The sequence below is a fragment of the Streptomyces sp. NPDC058579 genome (assembly GCF_042718575.1).
GTDB lineage: Bacteria > Actinomycetota > Actinomycetes > Streptomycetales > Streptomycetaceae > Streptomyces.
Genome location: NZ_JBHXPI010000008.1, coordinates 90,508 through 106,148, shown reverse-complemented (window position 1 = coordinate 106,148; position 15,641 = coordinate 90,508). Strand labels below are relative to the sequence as shown.

The window sequence follows — 15,641 nt, the reverse complement described above, 5'->3', positions numbered from 1 at the left end:
GCGCCGGCTCACTTCCCGGCGCCCTTGGGCTTCCAGCTCTCGACGTTCCACCAGGGGCCGGACGCGAGGCCGTGGTCGTGCGGCTCGGTCTGGGTTGACAGGCCGTCCCAGCTGTCGTTCACCACGTAGAGGTGGTCGATGTGGGTGAGGAAGGTGTAGCCGGGGTTCTTCACCAGTTCGCGCTGCACGGTGTCGTACGCGGCGTGCCGCTTGACCGGGTCGTCGGTCTGGCGCCCTTCGACGAGGGCCTTGTCGACGGTCTTGTTGTCGTACCAGGCCATGTTGTTGAAGCCGTCGCCGCCGAGGCTGGAGGTCAGCAGCAGGTACTGGTCGAAGTCGGGGTCGCCGGGCGAGCCGCCGCCGGCGAGGACCGCGTCGGTCTTCATCCGGGGCTCGATGACCTCCCAGGTGCCGCCCTGGGTCTTGATGGAGATGCCGGCCTTCTTGGCGTCCGAGGCGTAGGCGAGGGCGTGGTCCTGGCGGAGCTTGTCGCCGGAGAGGTACCAGAGCGGGAACTCGGCCCGTACGCCGTCCTTCACGCGGACCCCGTCCGAACCGGGCTTCCAGCCGGCCTCGTCGAGGATCTTCTTGGCCGCGTCGAGGTCGTGGCGGCGCTCGGTGCCCTTGGCGAACCACTCGCTGCCGGTGGGGACGGGCCCGTAGCCGGGCTTGCCCGCGCCTTCGAGGATCTTGTCGACCATGGCCTGCCGGTCGACGGCGACGTCGAGCGCGCGGCGGACGGCGACGTCGCCGCTGACCTTGTTGTGCGTGGGGAGCGTGACGGTCCGGTAGTCGTACGTCTTCGCGGCGTACGTCTTCTTCGCCTTGTCGCCCTTGAACCCGGCGGCCAGGTTCGGCGGCAGGATGGCGCCGTCGAGGTCGCCGGAGCGCAGCCGGGTGGCGCGGACGTCGTCGTCCTTGATGATGGCCATGGTGAACTTCTTCACCTCCGGCGCGCCGCCCCAGTAGGTGGGGTTGGCCTTGAAGCTGAGCTTCTCGCCCTTGGACCAGTCGCTGAGGACGTACGGTCCGGTGCCGATCGGCTTCGTGGTGAAGGCGCCGGTGTTGACGTCCTGCTTGCCCGCGACGTGCTCGGGGGCGATGCCGAGGACGGTGCGCTCGGCGAAGGGCGCGTAGGGGTACTTGAGCCGGAGGACGACGGTGTCGTCACCGACCGCCTCGACGCTCTTGAGGGCGTCGAGTTCGGTGCGGGAGGGGTTGTTCGTCTTCGGGTCGAGGATCGTCCGGTACGTGAAGACGACGTCCTTGGCCGAGAACGGCTTGCCGTCGCTGAACGTGACGCCCGTGCGGAGCTTGTACGTGTACGTCAGCCCGTCCGCGCTCACCTCGGGCAGCTCGGCGGCGAGGGCCGGCTTCAGCTTCATGTCCCCGTCGAAGGCCAGGAGCCCGTCGAAGATCTTGGAGTTGCCGTCCTTGCCGTACCCGAGGAGCGGGCTGAGCGTCTCGGGCTCGTAGGCGATGCCGACGACCGCGGAGTCCTTCGCTCCGCCGGAGCCCGCGGCGCCGCCGCCCGGGTTCGAACAGGCCGCCGCGGTGAGGGCCAGGGTCCCGGCCAGCGCGACGGCGGCGGTGCCGCGTATGGATCGGGCGGTCATCGTGCCCACACCCCTTTTGAAGATCAACTGTTGTTGCGAACAACACGCAATTAAACCGTATGTAAAGGGGTGCGAGCACAGCGGGACCCTTACTTCGGGGTCCTGGACCTCTGTCCCACGGTCACGCGGGAGCCGGGAGGTCGACCAGGGCGGCGATCGTGTTCTGGTGGTGTCCGGTCGAACCCAGGGCGATCTGATCGGACTTGGCCCGCTTCAGGGCGAGGTGGGCGGGGTGCTCCCAGGTCATGCCGATACCGCCGTGGAGTTGGACACACTCCTCGGCCGCGTGGACGGCGACCTTCGCGCAGTACGCCTGGGCGACGGCGACGGTCAGCGGGGCCTCCGGGCTGCCGGTGGCGAGCGCGTCGGCGGCGGCGCGGGCCGCGGCCCGGGCGTTCACGATCTCCAGCCAGAGCTGCGCCATACGGTGCTTGAGCGCCTGGAAGGAGCCGACCGGCCGGTTGAACTGGAACCGGGTGCGGGTGTGGCGGACGGTCTCCTCCAGGCACCACTCGGCGAGCCCGAGCTGCTCGGAGGCGAGGAGTCCGGCTCCGGCGAGCAGGCCGCGCTCGACCGCCGCCGTCGACGTCGCCGCGTCCGCGAGGCGGGTGCCCGTGCCGGCGGCCGTGGTCACCGTCGCCAGCGGGCGGGTCAGGTCGAGCGGGGTCTGCGGTACGACCGTGGCCTCGTCGGCCGGGACCGCGTACAGGCCGTCCGCGCGCGGGACGAGGAGCACGTCGGCGGCGGACGCGTCGGCGACGCCGGTCACCGTGTCCGCAGGGGACGGCCGGGCGCCCGGGGCCGTGGACAGGGGCAGCGCGAGCACCGCGACCGTGCGGCCGGCGGCGAGACCGGCCAGCAGCTCGGCGACCGGGGCGCTCCCGGTGTCCAGGGCGAGCAGGGTCTCGGTCGCGACGACCGCGCTCGTCAGGTACGGAGCCGGGGTCACCGCGCGCCCCAGCTCCTCCAGGACCACGGCCGCCTCGCGGTGGCTCGCGCCCTGGCCGCCCAGCTCCTCGGGGACGAGGAGCCCGGCCGCCCCGATCTCGCCCGCGAGGGACTTCCAGAGGCCGGGGACGTACGGGTCGCCGGTCTCGATCCGGCCGAGCAGCACGCTCGGGTCGGCCCGGTCGGTGAGCAGAGAGCGGACGGCGGCCCGCAGGTCGTCCTCGGTCTCGGAGTAGAGGAGGTCAGTCATCGCGCGAGGTCCTTCCAGGCGACGTCCTTGTCGTTGCGGGGCTCGGAGGGCAGACCGAGGACGCGTTCGGCGACGATGTTGAGCAGGACCTCGGTCGTGCCGCCCTCGATCGAATTGCCCTTGGAGCGCAGATAGCGGTACCCGGCGTCCCGGCCGGTGAAGTCGACGAGCTCGGGGCGGCGCATGGTCCAGTCCCCGTACAACAGCCCTTCCTCGCCGAGGAGTTCGACCTCCAGGCCGCTGATGGCCTGGTTGAGGCGGGCGAAGCCCAGCTTCATGGCGCTGCCCTCGGGGCCCGGCTGCCCGGCGACGAGCTGCTGACGCAGCCGCTCGCCGGCGAGGCGGGCGACCTCGGAGTCCACCCAGAGGTCGAGGAGCCGCCGGTGGAGGTCGTGGGTGCGCAGCTCGGGACGTTCGCGCCAGGTCGTGGAGACCGGCCCGATCATGCCGCCCTCGCGGGGGATGCGGGCGCCGCCGATCGAGACCCGCTCGTTCATGAGGGTGGTCTGGGCGACCCGCCAGCCGTCGCCGGTCTCGCCGAGGCGGTGGGCGTCGGGGATGCGGACGTCGGTGAGGAAGACCTCGTTGAACTCGGCCTCGCCGGTGATCTGGCGCAGCGGCCGCACCTCGACGCCGGGGTCGGTCATGTCGCAGATGAAGTACGTGATGCCCTTGTGCTTGGGCAGATCGGGGTCGGTGCGGGCGATGAGGATCGCCCACCGGGCGACATGGGCGCTGGACGTCCAGACCTTCTGACCGTTGACGACCCACTGGTCCCCGTCGCGGACGGCGCGGGTGCCGAGCGCGGCGAGGTCGGAGCCGGCGCCGGGCTCGCTGAAGAGCTGGCACCACACCTCCTCGCCGACCCAGAGCGGCCTGAGGAAGCGCTGCTTGACCTCCTCGGAGCCGTACGCGAGGAGGGTCGGCGCGGCCATGCCGAGGCCGATGCCGATCCGGCGCGGGTCGTTGTCGGGGGCGTCGGCGGCGGCGAGTTCGGCGTCCACGACGGCCTGCAGGGAGCGCGGGGCGTCGAGTCCGCCGAGGCCCTCGGGGTAGTGGACCCAGGCGAGCCCCGCGTCGAAGCGGGCGCGCAGGAAGTCGGTGCGGTCCGTGGTGGCGGGCGGGTGCTCGGCGAGCAACCGGCGGGTACGGGAGCGCAGTTCGTCGGCGTCGATCGCGGCGGCCATCACGCGGCCCCTTCCGGGAGGACGACGAGCCTGCCGGTGGTGACGCCCTCGCTGACGCGCTGCACGGCGTCGGCCGCGGCCTCGAACGGGACGCGCTCGCTGACCAGGGGCTTGATCAGGCCCTTGGCGGCGTACTCGGTGAGCGTCTCGTGGCAACGCAGGATCGCCGCCGGGTCCTTGAGGTTGTACAGGCCCCAATGAAGGCCGACGATCGAGTAGTTCTTGACGAGGGCGTGGTTGAGGGCGGGCGAGGGGATCGCCCCGCTCGCGAAGCCGACCACGACGATCCGGCCCTCGAAGGCGACGACCTTCGCCGACTGGGCGTACGCCTCACCGCCGACGGGGTCGTAGATCACGTCGGCGCCCCGGCCGCCGGTGGCCTCCTTGACGGCGGCGATGACGTCCTCGGAACGCCGGTCCACGACGACGTCGCAGCCGAGCGCACGGGCGACCTCGGCCTTCTCCGATCCGCCGACGACCCCGATGACGGTGGCACCGGCCGCCTTGCCGAGCTGGACGGCGGCACTGCCGACGCCGCCCGCGGCGGCGTGGACGAGCAGCGTCTCGCCCTCCTTGAGCGCGGCCCTGCGGTGCAGGCCGAACCAGCCGGTCTGGTAGCCGATGTGGAGCGCGGCCGCCTCGGCGTCGTCGAGCGCCTCGGGGGCGGGCAGCAGCGCCGCCGCGTCCGCCACCGCGTAGTCGGCGAAGCCGCCGTACGGGAGGGCGGGCGTGGCGATGACCCGCCGCCCGTCCTCGGTCTCGCCGCAGATCTCCACCCCGGGGGTGAACGGCAGCGGGGGCCGCACCTGGTACTGGCCCCGGCAGAGCAGCGCGTCGGGGAAGTTGACGTTGGCCGCGCGCACCTTGAGCAGGAGCTGCCCGGCGCCGGGTGTGGGCGTCTCCACCTCGTCGCGCTGCATCACCTCGCCCGGCTCGCCGTTCTCGTGCACTCGCCATGCCTGCATCGCGGTCCTCCACCAGCCGTCGTCCGTACTGCGCGGTCGGTCGCATACTAAGCGGTCGCTTGTGGCTGGTGGAACCATGCGCGGCGGACTTCTTGGGGCGGGGGCGCGCCGGCCGCGCGGGGCACCCCCGGGCGCCCCACCCTCCCCGCAGCCTTCAGGACTGCTTCGGGCGGGCCCGTACGTGCATCCGCTCGCCCTGCGGCCCGAAGAGGCTCAGGAACTCCACAGGCCCGTCCTCTGTGGGCCCGAACCAGTGCGGTACGCGCGTGTCGAACTCGGCCGCCTCCCCCGCCCCCAGGACCACGTCGTGCTCACCGAGGACGAGCCGGAGCTTGCCGGAGAGCACGTAGAGCCATTCGTACCCCTCGTGGACCCGCGGATCCGGGTTCTCGTACGGCTTCTCCTGGAGCACCTTGTACGCCTGGAGGCCGCCCGGCTGGCGGGTGAGCGGGAACATCGTGCGGCCGTGGCGCACGATCGGCTTGGCCCGGACCCGCGGATCGCCCACCGGCGGCGCACCGACGAGCTCGTCCAGCGGCACCTGATGGGCGCGGGCGATGGGGAGCAGCAGCTCCAGGCTGGGCCTGCGCTGCCCGGACTCGAGCCGGGAGAGCGTGCTCACGGAGATGCCCGTGGAGGCGGAGAGGTCGCCCAGGGTCGCGCCACGCTCGCGCCGGATCCGGCGCAGCCGTGGGCCGACCTCGTTGAGCACGGCGTCGATGCGGTCGTCCCCGGTCCCTGATTCAGTCATGCCTCCATCATGCCTCTCGTTGCGGAAACGGCAAGAATGTTTGTCGGGATCACGCCTCAGGGGCGAGGCTCCCGGTATGAGCGAACACACGGACACACGCGAACCCGAGCGGTACGACGTCGTGGTGGTCGGCGGCGGCGCGGCAGGACTGAGCGCGGCCCTGATCCTCGGCCGGTCGCGGCGCCGGACCCTGGTCGTCGACGCGGGCGAGCCGCGCAACGCCCCGGCCGCCCACATGCAGGGCTACCTCTCCCGGGACGGCATGAGCCCGGCGGAGTTCCTGGAGACGGGGCGGCGCGAGATCGCCGCGTACGGGGTGGAGTGGACGGCCGGCCGGGTGACGGAGGCGGTACGGGACGGGGAGACCGAGGGCTTCACGGTGACCGTGGACGACGGCCGCCGGGTCCGGGCGCGCCGGCTCGTCGTCACCACCGGGCTCGTGGACGAGCTCCCCGCGATCGACGGGGTGGCCGAGCGGTGGGGGCGGGAGGTGCTGCACTGCCCGTACTGCCACGGCTGGGAGGTCCGCGACCGGGCTTTCGGGGTGCTCGCGCACCCCGTCTTCGGCGCCCACCAGGCGCTGATCGTCTCCCACTGGTCCCCCGACGTGACCCTCTTCCTGCACACGGCCGGTCCGCTGTCCGAGGAGCAGAGCGGCCAGGTCGCGGCGGCGGGCATCGAGGTGGTGGCGGGCGAGGTGGCCGGGCTCGCCGTCGAGGACGACCGGTTCGTCGGCGTACGGATGGCCGACGGCCGGGTCGTGGAGCGTGATGTGCTCTTCGTCGGTACGCGGATGACGCCCCGGGACGGCCTGCTGACCGCGCTGGGCGCCGAGACCCGGGAGACGCCGCTCGGCGCGTTCGTGGCCGTGGACGAGACGGGGCGGACGAGCGTGCCGGGCGTGTGGGCGGCGGGCAACGCGATCGGCGCGCAGGAGCAGGTGATCAACGCGGCGAGCGGCGGCTATCGGGCCGGTGTCGCGATCAACATGGAGCTCATCATGGAGGACCTGGACCGCAAGGTCGCCGCCAGGGCCGAGGCCGCCGGACATCGCGGATGAGCCGCCGGACTTCCGGGATGAACTGACGGGTCTTCAGTTCTCGCCCCCGCCGCGCTATCGATGCCGCATGACGAACGAAGCGACCGACCCACCCGGACTGCCCGCCCCTCCCCCGCTCGGCGCGAGCGCGCTGCCGCCGGGGACGTACGAAGGCCGGGTGGTCCTGGTGACGGGCGGCGGTACGGGGCTCGGGAAGGCGATCGGGGCCGAGTTCGCGCGGCTCGGGGCGGAGCTGATGATCGTGGGCCGGACCGCCGCTCGCCTCGAGGCCGCGCGGCGGGAGCTGACCGAGATCGCCGGGGCCCGGGTGGCGACGGCGGTCTGCGACATCCGCGAACCCGGGTCGGTCGCCGGGGCGTTCGACGCCTGCGAGAGCGCCCTCGGCTCCCGGCCGGACGTCCTGATCAACAACGCGGCGGCCAACTTCCCAGTACCGGCGGAGGAGTTGTCGCCGAACGGCTGGCGGGCGGTCGTCGACATCACGCTGACCGGGACCTGGTTCATGACCCGGGAGTTCGCCCGCCGCCATCTCGCCGCGCGCACGCCCGCCTCCGTCGTCAACGTCGGCGCCTCCTACGCCTGGACCGGCGGCCCCGGTTTCGCCCACTCGGCGGCGGCGAAGGCCGGGGTGAAGAACCTGGTGGAGACGCTGGCGGTGGAGTGGGGACCGTACGGGATCCAGGTCAACGGACTGGTTCCGGGGCTGATGCCGCACGAGGACATGACGGCCGACATCCGGGGCGCGCTGGCGCGGGCGCCGCTCCAGGACGCCCGGCAGCCGGCGCTCCGCGTCGGGTACCCGCGCGAGCTGGGCTGGGCGGCGACGTTCCTGGCCTCTCCGTACGCCCGGTTCGTCTCCGGGCACACGCTGGTGGTGGACGGCGCGAACTGGCAGCGGCGCGTCCTGGTCAACGATCCCGTGGTGCCGGTCCGCGAGCAGCTGGGCAGGGGGCCGTTCGGGGAGTGACGCGCGCGGGTTGGTCCACGCGGATGAACCCGCGCGGCTGCGGCTGCGAGGGCGGTGGAACGGGGCGAGGATCGGCGAGGGTGGCCGGACGGACCTCCTGAGACACCGAAAGGCAGGCACACCACATGCTCGGTACGGACTTCACGAAGGGTTCGCCCAACTGGGTCGACCTCGGCAGCCCCGACACGGTGGGCGCGGCCGCGTTCTACACCGCCGTCTTCGGCTGGGAGTTCGCCTCGGCCGGTCCGGACGCCGGCGGCTACGGGTTCTTCCAGCAGGACGGGCAGACGGTCGCCGCCCTCGGTCCGCTGACCGAGGAGGGGGCGAGCAGCGCGTGGACGCTGTACTTCCAGACTCCCGACGCCGACGCCACGGCGAAGGCCGCCGAGAGCGCGGGCGGGACGGTGCGCGCCGAGCCCATGGACGTCATGGACGCCGGGCGGATGGCGCAGCTCTCGGACCCGGCGGGCGCTGACTTCGCGCTGTGGCAGCCGGGGACGACGAAGGGGTTGCAGCGGACCTCCGAGAACAACACGCTGTGCTGGGCCGAGCTGCACGTGCCGCAGCCCCTGGCCGCGATCGACTTCTACGGGAAGCTGTTCGGCTGGCGCTCGCAGGAGATGGAGGCGCCGGGCATGACGTACCGGGTGCTCTCCACCGCCGAGGGGGACCTGCAGGACACCTCCTTCGGCGGTGTCGCCGAGCTCCAGGAGGGCGGGGACCACGCCCGCTGGATTCCGTACTTCGCGGTCGCCGACGCGGACGACATCGTCGCCCGGGCGCAGGGGAACGGCGGGTCGGTCGTGATGCCGGCGGCGGACATCCCCGACGTGGGACGCATCGCCTGGCTGGCCGATCCGTTCGGCGCCCCTTTCGCGGTCCTGAAGCCCGCCCCGCAGCAGTAGATCAGCCGCCTTCGAAGCGCGGGGTCCGGCGTGCCGCCTTCGCCGCGTAGCCCTCGCGGGCGTCGGCGGAGGAGAGGGTCACGGCGGCGGCGGAGGCCGTGCGGTCGAGGGCGGCAGCCAGGCCCTGGTCGGCGTAGGCGTCGATGTCGCGTTTGATCGCCCGGACCGCGAGCGGCGCGGCGGCCGCGATGGCGGCCGCCGTCTCGCGGGCGGTGGAGTCCAGCTCGTCGCGTTCGGTGACGAGCTGGACGAGGCCCAGCCGTTCGGCGGTGGCCGCGTCGATCCGGCGGCCGGTGAGGGCCAGGTACTTGGCCCAGCCCGCACCCGCGTCGCGGGCGATCCGCAGATCGCCGCCCGCGTCGACGGCGACGCCGAGGCCGGCCTCGGGGAGGGCGAAGACGGCGTCGTCGGCGGCGATCCGGATGTCGGCCATGAGGGCCAGCTCGAAGCCGAAGCCCAGGCAGTAGCCCTGGACGGCGGCCACGACCGGCTGCGGCAGCCGGGCGAGAACGGCGAAGCGCTCGTGGACCCAGCGGATGCCCTCGTCGTACCGCTGGATCTTCTCGGCGGCCGTCCGCCCGGTGATCCCGCCGCCGGGCGCCGTGACGTCGATGCCCGCGCAGAACGCACGCCCCTCGGCCCGCAGCAGCACGACGCGCACGCTCTCGTCGAAGCGGATCCGGTCGGCCATGATCCCGAGCTGCCGACTGGCCTCCCAGCTCCACCCGTTGAGCTTCTCGGGGCGACAGAGCGTGAGCACCCCGACGCCGCCCTCGACGACGAACGTGAACCGCTCCTCACCCTCCGGGATCTCCCTGTCGAGCGTGTCGATCACCCCGCACCCCCTTTCAGCCCTGACGTGCCGTCAGGCAGGGGGTCAGGCTAGGGGGTCGGCACTGCCGGAGGAAGGTGGGCGGCGGCCCTCAGCGGGAGAACAGCTCGAAGGCCACCGTCGGGCGGTTGCCGTAGCGGGAGGCGAAGCGCTGGTCGTTGCCGGCCAGGAAGCCGCGGACGTACTCCTCCGGGTCCTGGTCCGTGAGGGCCTCGATGTAGGCGCGGTGGGCGAGCAGGGAGTGGACCGCGCGTTCGGCGCCCGGGGTGGCGTCTACTGCGTGGGTCGGGGTGCTCGAGCCGGCGACGGCGACCCAGCGGACGCCGTTCCAGGGCTCCAGGCCGCGGTCGGTCAGTTCGGGGAAGATCCAGCGGTTGCCCGCGTCGCCCGCCGCGTCGAGCGTGGCGCGCCCGATGGCCACGTGGTCGGGGGTGTTCCAGAAGCCTCCGACGCCCGTGCCCCAGGTGTCCCGGTGGTTGAGGGTGATGACCAGTTCGGGGCGGTGGCGCCGGATCGCGCCCGCGATGTCGCGGCGCAGGCCGAGCCCGTACTCGATCACACCGTCCCGGTGGTCGAGGAACTCCACGGTCGACACCCCGACCACCTCCGCGCTCGCGCGCTGCTCCTGCTCGCGCACCGGGCCGCAGGTGGCGGGGTCGAGGGTGTCGATGCCGGCCTCGCCCCGGGTGGCGAGGACGTAGACGACCTCCTTGCCGGCGTCGGTCCAGCCCGCGATGGCGGCCGCGCAGCCGTACTCCAGGTCGTCCGGGTGCGCGACGACGGCGAGCGCGCGCTGCCAGTCGTCGGGCATGTCGGCCAGGTCGGTGGTGGTGCCCGTGTCGTCGATCATGGGCGCAGGATACGACCCCTGGATGGGACCCCTCAGCCCCTTAGCGCTCCGGAAAGGATCACCGAGCGCGAGGCGTGCCGGGGGCGGTCCGGGTTCAGGCCGCGCCGGGCCGCGAGCGTCACGGCCAGCCGCTGGGCGCGCACCAGGGCGGCCACCGGATCGATGGCGTCGGCGGCGAACAGCGCCCCGGTGGCCTCCACTTCGTCCCTGAGGCCGGCCGGTTCGGGTCCGAGGCAGCACACGAGGCTGGTGCGGTCGCTGATGACGATGGGCCCGTGCCGGTACTCCATCGCCGCGTACGACTCCGCCCAGGCGCGGGCCACCCCGCGCAGCTTGTGCGCGGCCTCGTCGGCGAGTCCGGCCGTCCAGCCCGCGCCGAGGAAGGTGAACTGGGCGCGCCGTTCCCAGACCGCGGGCAGCGGTTCGTAGAGGGCGAGTTCGGCGTCGGCGATCGAGGGGCCGAGGTCCACGCCCAGCCCCGCGCGCAGCAGTTGGAGTGCGGTCGTGGCGAACCGGGTCTGGGCGACGGAGCGTTCGTCGGCGTACCCGAGGCCGATGACCCGGTCCGCGTGGTGGGCGGCCCGGCTGTCGGGGACGGCGGTCAGGACGAGCGTCGGGATCCGGCCGGAGGCCCGGGCGAGCAGGGTCACCACCTCGGTGGTCGAGCCGGAGCGGGTGAGGGCGACGATCCGGTCGTAGGCGCGGCCGAGCGGGGTCTCGTCGGAGGCCGGGAAGGCGTCGGTCTCGCCCGCGCCGAGGGACTCGCGCAGGGCGGCGTACGCGCGGGCCATGAAGTACGAGGTCCCGCAGCCGACGACGGCGACCCGCTCGCCCGGCCGGGGCAGCAGCCGGGCGTGGTCGGCGGCCGTGTCACCGGCCCTGCGCCAGCAGTCGGGCTGGGCGGCGATCTCGGCACTGACGTGGGTGGTCATGTCCGGTTCCTCTCCTCGGTGTACTCCGAGGAGTTCTACCGGCCGCACCACCGGCCCGCCAATGAGCAATCAGGCCGCACCGCTTGGACTTTTCCGCGCGGACACGGCCTGGAGCCGCCGCCGAGCCTGCCCTCAGACCTCGCCCCGGGCCAGCGCCAGCAGCCGGTCCAGTACGAGTGGGCCGCCGGCCCGTACGCCGTCGTGCTCGAACTCGTCCGTCACCCAGGTCCGCAGGCCCCGGATCGCGCGGGCGGTCTCCAGGGAGTGCGTGGTGTCGACGTACATGTCGTCGTGGTAGACGGCCGCGGCGACGGGCACCTCGTTGGCGGCGAGCCGCGCGGGGTCGTAGAGGGGCGCCCAGTCCGTCCGTTCGGCGAGGAGGCGGGCGGTCTCCCGCAGCGGGCGCAGCGCCGGGTCGGTCTCGAAGTGCCAGGGGTGCACGGTCTCGCCGGTGAACAGCAGCGGCCCGTCCCCGGCCAGGGTCTTCTCCGCGTCGAACTCGGGGAAGTCCGCGCGGACCCGTTCCGCCGCCCAGGCGGTCGGCCCCTGCCCCTGGGCGTAGATGGCCTCGTGGAGCACGGCGTAGAGCGGGTGTCCGGCGTACGAGAGCTGGGCCTGGACGTTCTCCAGGAAGGCGTCGGAGAGCGCGGGGCCCGCGGCGGTGGGGACGAAGGCGTCCTCCAGGAGCAGGTGCAGCTGGTGGGTGCCCTCGCCGCCGCCGAGCAGGATGCCGAGGGACTGGAAGGCCCGGGCGGTGAGGAGCCCGCCGTTCGGCAGGGCCGCCGGGCGGTCCAGGAGGTGGGCGGCGATCCGGCGGGCGCGGGCGACGTCCTGCGGGTAGCGGGCGTAGTGGGCCTCGACCTTGCGCCGGATCCGGGGGAAGGCGGCCCGGTAGACGTCGTCGGCACTCGCGTGCAGGGAGGGCAGCCCGCCGGTGACGAGGACGGTGCTCAGGCCCTCGGGTGCGGCGGAGAGGTAGTGGGTGGCGCAGAAGCCGCCGAAGCTCTGGCCGAGGACGGTCCAGGGGGCGCCGCCGGTGAGGCGCCGGCGGATGGCCTCGCAGTCCTGGACGATCGCGTCGGACCGGAAGTGCGCGAGGTAGTCGGCCTGCTGTCGGGGCGTGCCGCGCAGCGGGAGGGTCTGCCGGTTGGCGGGGGTGGAGTGGCCTGTGCCGCGCTGGTCGAGGAGGAGGACGCGGTACTCCTGGACGGCCCGGCCGAGCCAGGCCTGCGGGCCGATGAAGCGGCGGGCCCCGAAGCCGGGCCCGCCCTCCAGGTACACCAGCCACGGCAGGTCCTCGCCCACCCGGCCGCCGGCCACGATCTCGCGCCCGTACACCTCGATCCGCTCGCCGTCGGGGACGGCGTGGTCGAGCGGCACGGTGAAGCGGTGGTCGGTGAGGACGAGGCCGGGCTGGCGGTAGCTGGTCAACGCTGCTCCTGTTCGATACGCCCCCGCCCGTCCAGTCCATCACAGGGGGCGGGGCGGGGGCGCATCGAGGGGTCGGACCGACCGGTCAGGAGACGGTCCGGTCAGGAGACAGACCGGTCAGGAGACGGAGTCAGGAGGTCGGGAAGTTGTCCGCTGACTTGATCCGGTCCCGGATCCAGACGCCGGCCTCCTTCAGGGACGACGTGCCGGTCCAGGGACCGTTGCTGTCGCACGTGCCGGTCTTGAAGACCGCGCCCGAGCGGTGGTCGTCGGAGAAGTTCCAGTTGGTCCAGCTGATCTTCTTGTTCGCCATCAGGTCGATGTACTTCTGCGTCATCGCGAAGTCGTTGGCGCCCTCACCCGCGTAGTTCTGGGTGCCGAACTCGGTGACGAACATCGGGATGCGGTCGGCGGCCCGGGACAGGGTGTTCAGGTACTCCTCGCGGTGCGAGAACGCGTAGAAGTGGAAGGTGTACATGATGTTGGAGGCGTTGACCGGGTTGTTCACGACCTCGGTCTCGTTGCCGTCCTCCGAGACGCCGAGGGAGGACCAGGCGCGGGTGCCGACCAGGACCGGGGCGTTGCCGTCGATGTTCCGGATGACCGGGATGATCTGCTCGGCGTAGCTCTTCACCTTGGCCCAGCTCACGCCGCTGGGCTCGTTGGCGATCTCGTAGAAGACGTTGTTCTTGTTCTTGTGCCGGTTGGCGATGTCCGTGAAGAACTTCTTGGCGTTGGCCAGGTTGGCGTTCGGGTCGCCCGGGTCGAGCATGTGCCAGTCGACGATCACGTACATGCCGCGCGCGGTGGCCTGGTCGATCAGGGTGCTGGCGAGGTTGGTGAACTTGGTCGGGTCGGTCTCCCAGCCGTCCTCCTGGACGTAGGTGGAGACGCGCAGGATGTCGGCCTTCCAGTCCGTGGCGAGGGCGTCGAGCGAGCCGTTGGTGAGGCACTGCGGGTACCACTGGGTGCCGTGGCTGGACATGCCGCGCAGCTGGATCGGCTTGCCGTACTGGTTGCAGAGCTTGGTGCCGCAGACCGACAGCTGGCCGTTGATCTCGACGGGGGTGCCGGTGACGGGCGGGGTGGTGGCGGTGTCGACCTTGACGTGGTCGACGTTCGGGCCGCCGTTGGCGGTGGTGGCGGTGGCCCGGACGGTGTTGGCGCCGGCCTTGAGGTTGGCCGTGAGGGTGATGGTCGCCCAGGTGGTCCAGGCGCCGGTGCCGGCGAAGGACTTGCCGGCGGCGACGACGGTCCCGTTGACCGCGATGTCCATCGGCCGGTTGGTGGCGGTGCCGTTGGCGTAGCGGAGGGTCACGGTCGCGGAGCCCGCCTGGGCGGCGTTGACGTTCCACTGGACCGAGCTGCCGGTGACGTTGTCGTAGTTGACGAAGCCGCTGCCGGTGAAGCCGGTGTGGTTGGACTCGACGACCCCCTGGGAGACGGTCGCGGTCTCCGCCTCGTGGGTGACGGGGGCCGCGACCGCCGCGGGTGGCGCGGTGGCCAGGCCGAGGAGGAGCGCGGCCGCGGCGGTGCCGGCGGCACCGAGGGAACGCAGCCGGAGACGTGCTGATCGTGCCGAAGTCATGGGGACTCCCGGGACGGAGGGGGGTATTGGAAGGAAACTTTCCTAACGAAAGATGAATAGCAGCCACTCCGATCACCTCGCAAGGGTCATGACAAGGGCGGTACGGCGAGACGTGCGGGCCGTCCCCGAGTGGCCCCGTCCCCGTGCGCCGGGCCCCGGCGGCTCCTAGCGTGGGTCCATGATCCGGTTCGAGCAGGTCAGCAAGGTGTACCCGGACGGCACGACGGCGGTCGACGGACTGAGCTTCGAGGTCGCCGAGGGCGAACTGGTCACCCTGGTCGGCCCGTCCGGCTGCGGCAAGACGACCACGATGATGATGGTCAACCGGCTCATCGAACCGACCTCCGGCCGGATCCTGGTCGACGGGAAGGACATCGCGTCGGTCGACCCGGTCAAACTGCGCAGGGGCATCGGTTACGTCATCCAGCAGGTCGGGCTCTTCCCGCACCGGACGATCCTCGACAACACCGCGACCGTGCCCGCGTTGATCGGCTGGAAGAAGGCGAAGGCCCGGGCCCGCGCGGCCGAACTGCTCGACCTGGTCGGCCTCGACCCGAAGACGTACGGCTCCCGCTACCCGTCCCAGCTCTCCGGCGGCCAGCGCCAGCGCGTCGGCGTGGCCCGCGCACTCGCCGCCGACCCGCCCGTGCTCCTGATGGACGAGCCCTTCGGCGCGGTCGACCCCGTGGTCCGCGAACGCCTCCAGAACGAGTTCCTGAACCTCCAGGCCACCGTGCGCAAGACCGTCCTCCTGGTGACCCACGACATCGAGGAGGCCGTCCGGATGGGCGACCGCATCGCCGTGTACGGACAGGGCCGCATCGAGCAGTTCGACACCCCGGGGGCCGTGCTCGGCGCGCCCGCCACGCCGTACGTCGCCCAGTTCGTCGGCGCCGACCGAGGCCTTAAGCGGCTCTCGGTGACCACGATCGAACCCGACGACCTGGAGCAGCCGCCGGTCGCCCGCCTCGACGAGCCGGCGGTGGACGCGGCGGCCCGGCTGCGTGCCGACGGAGGCCGCTGGGCGGTCGTGCTCGGCGCCGACGGCGATCTGCACGGCTGGGTGGCCGCCGACGCCCTCGCGCTCGCCGGCCAGGAGGGCACGGTCGGCGACCTGGCCCGCCGCATGGAGGCCTGGGTGCCGGTCGGCGCCCCGCTGAAGCACGCGTTCAGTGAGATGCTCCAGCACGACGCGGGCTGGGTGGCCGTCCTGGACGGGACGCGCTTCCTCGGCGTCCTCACCCCGGCCAAGCTCCACGAGGCGCTCCGCCGCTCGGTGGACGCGGACGCGCAGGGCGTGGCGCGGGACGAGGTGGATTTCGACTCGATCGCGGACGCGTGAGGAGGCCTGGCCGCGCG

At 72.6% G+C, this 15,641-nt stretch carries 14 protein-coding genes; 4 read left to right on the top strand and 10 right to left on the bottom strand.

All coding sequences use genetic code 11. The features are described from left to right. Positions 1-8 precede the first annotated feature (8 nt). The 5 genes from ACFWRO_RS13440 to ACFWRO_RS13420 form a co-directional block, all read right to left on the bottom strand. Complete coding sequence (locus tag ACFWRO_RS13440) at positions 9-1,616, bottom strand: ABC transporter substrate-binding protein (protein WP_384508842.1); 1,608 nt, start codon at positions 1,614-1,616, stop codon at positions 9-11. Between the two features lie 121 nt (positions 1,617-1,737). After that, positions 1,738-2,814, bottom strand: a complete 1,077-nt coding sequence (locus tag ACFWRO_RS13435) for an acyl-CoA dehydrogenase family protein (protein WP_384508840.1) — start codon at positions 2,812-2,814, stop codon at positions 1,738-1,740. Next, on the bottom strand, positions 2,811-4,001 hold the full coding sequence (locus ACFWRO_RS13430; RefSeq protein WP_384508838.1) for an acyl-CoA dehydrogenase family protein: 1,191 nt from the start codon (positions 3,999-4,001) through the stop codon (positions 2,811-2,813). The genes ACFWRO_RS13435 and ACFWRO_RS13430 overlap by 4 nt, the downstream gene beginning before the upstream one ends. Further along, on the bottom strand, positions 4,001-4,966 hold the full coding sequence (locus tag ACFWRO_RS13425) for an NADPH:quinone oxidoreductase family protein (RefSeq protein WP_384508835.1): 966 nt from the start codon (positions 4,964-4,966) through the stop codon (positions 4,001-4,003). Before ACFWRO_RS13425 ends, ACFWRO_RS13430 begins: the two co-directional genes overlap by 1 nt. Before the next feature lie 154 nt (positions 4,967-5,120). Further along, entirely contained in the window at positions 5,121-5,717 is a 597-nt protein-coding gene (locus ACFWRO_RS13420; protein WP_384508832.1) for a helix-turn-helix domain-containing protein, read from the bottom strand. 76 nt (positions 5,718-5,793) lie between these two features. Between ACFWRO_RS13420 and ACFWRO_RS13415 the strand changes: the two genes are divergently transcribed. The 3 genes from ACFWRO_RS13415 (at position 5,794) to ACFWRO_RS13405 (ending at position 8,649) form a co-directional block, all read left to right on the top strand. Then, on the top strand, positions 5,794-6,777 hold the full coding sequence (locus ACFWRO_RS13415; RefSeq protein ID WP_384508829.1) for an NAD(P)/FAD-dependent oxidoreductase: 984 nt from the start codon (positions 5,794-5,796) through the stop codon (positions 6,775-6,777). A gap of 67 nt (positions 6,778-6,844) precedes the next feature. Continuing rightward, a complete protein-coding gene (locus ACFWRO_RS13410) occupies positions 6,845-7,744 on the top strand; it encodes an SDR family oxidoreductase (protein WP_384508826.1) in 900 nt (299 codons plus the stop codon). 125 nt (positions 7,745-7,869) lie between these two features. Next, complete coding sequence (locus tag ACFWRO_RS13405; RefSeq protein ID WP_384508824.1) at positions 7,870-8,649, top strand: VOC family protein; 780 nt, start codon at positions 7,870-7,872, stop codon at positions 8,647-8,649. A gap of 1 nt (position 8,650) precedes the next feature. On the opposite strand, the gene ACFWRO_RS13400 is transcribed toward ACFWRO_RS13405, so the two are convergent. The 5 genes from ACFWRO_RS13400 to ACFWRO_RS13380 form a co-directional block, all read right to left on the bottom strand. Continuing rightward, the gene (locus ACFWRO_RS13400) at positions 8,651-9,484 is read right to left on the bottom strand and encodes an enoyl-CoA hydratase/isomerase family protein (RefSeq protein WP_384508821.1); all 834 of its coding nucleotides are present in this window, start codon (positions 9,482-9,484) and stop codon (positions 8,651-8,653) included. An 88-nt stretch (positions 9,485-9,572) separates the two neighbouring features. Next, a complete protein-coding gene (locus tag ACFWRO_RS13395; protein WP_384508818.1) occupies positions 9,573-10,331 on the bottom strand; it encodes a PIG-L deacetylase family protein in 759 nt (252 codons plus the stop codon). A gap of 32 nt (positions 10,332-10,363) precedes the next feature. Further along, positions 10,364-11,263, bottom strand: a complete 900-nt coding sequence (locus ACFWRO_RS13390; RefSeq protein ID WP_384508815.1) for an SIS domain-containing protein — start codon at positions 11,261-11,263, stop codon at positions 10,364-10,366. Positions 11,264-11,395: 132 nt separating this feature from the next. Further along, positions 11,396-12,694, bottom strand: a complete 1,299-nt coding sequence (locus tag ACFWRO_RS13385; RefSeq protein ID WP_384508812.1) for an alpha/beta fold hydrolase — start codon at positions 12,692-12,694, stop codon at positions 11,396-11,398. Positions 12,695-12,824: 130 nt separating this feature from the next. Beyond that, a complete protein-coding gene (locus tag ACFWRO_RS13380; RefSeq protein WP_384508809.1) occupies positions 12,825-14,282 on the bottom strand; it encodes a cellulase family glycosylhydrolase in 1,458 nt (485 codons plus the stop codon). Between the two features lie 178 nt (positions 14,283-14,460). On the opposite strand from ACFWRO_RS13380, the gene ACFWRO_RS13375 reads away from it, so the two are divergent. Continuing rightward, on the top strand, positions 14,461-15,624 hold the full coding sequence (locus tag ACFWRO_RS13375) for an ABC transporter ATP-binding protein (protein ID WP_384508806.1): 1,164 nt from the start codon (positions 14,461-14,463) through the stop codon (positions 15,622-15,624). Positions 15,625-15,641 lie beyond the last annotated feature (17 nt).

Excerpts from the sequence above, each read along its gene's own strand:
- ACFWRO_RS13440 (WP_384508842.1), bottom strand. The coding sequence starts at position 1,616 with ATGACCGCCCGATCCATACGCGGCACCGCCGCCGTCGCGCTGGCCGGG.
- ACFWRO_RS13435 (WP_384508840.1), bottom strand. The coding sequence starts at position 2,814 with ATGACTGACCTCCTCTACTCCGAGACCGAGGACGACCTGCGGGCCGCC.
- ACFWRO_RS13430 (WP_384508838.1), bottom strand. The coding sequence starts at position 4,001 with ATGGCCGCCGCGATCGACGCCGACGAACTGCGCTCCCGTACCCGCCGG.
- ACFWRO_RS13425 (WP_384508835.1), bottom strand. The coding sequence starts at position 4,966 with ATGCAGGCATGGCGAGTGCACGAGAACGGCGAGCCGGGCGAGGTGATG.
- ACFWRO_RS13420 (WP_384508832.1), bottom strand. The coding sequence starts at position 5,717 with ATGACTGAATCAGGGACCGGGGACGACCGCATCGACGCCGTGCTCAAC.
- ACFWRO_RS13415 (WP_384508829.1), top strand. The coding sequence starts at position 5,794 with ATGAGCGAACACACGGACACACGCGAACCCGAGCGGTACGACGTCGTG.
- ACFWRO_RS13410 (WP_384508826.1), top strand. The coding sequence starts at position 6,845 with ATGACGAACGAAGCGACCGACCCACCCGGACTGCCCGCCCCTCCCCCG.
- ACFWRO_RS13405 (WP_384508824.1), top strand. The coding sequence starts at position 7,870 with ATGCTCGGTACGGACTTCACGAAGGGTTCGCCCAACTGGGTCGACCTC.
- ACFWRO_RS13395 (WP_384508818.1), bottom strand. The coding sequence starts at position 10,331 with ATGATCGACGACACGGGCACCACCACCGACCTGGCCGACATGCCCGAC.
- ACFWRO_RS13390 (WP_384508815.1), bottom strand. The coding sequence starts at position 11,263 with ATGACCACCCACGTCAGTGCCGAGATCGCCGCCCAGCCCGACTGCTGG.
- ACFWRO_RS13380 (WP_384508809.1), bottom strand. The coding sequence starts at position 14,282 with ATGACTTCGGCACGATCAGCACGTCTCCGGCTGCGTTCCCTCGGTGCC.
- ACFWRO_RS13375 (WP_384508806.1), top strand. The coding sequence starts at position 14,461 with ATGATCCGGTTCGAGCAGGTCAGCAAGGTGTACCCGGACGGCACGACG.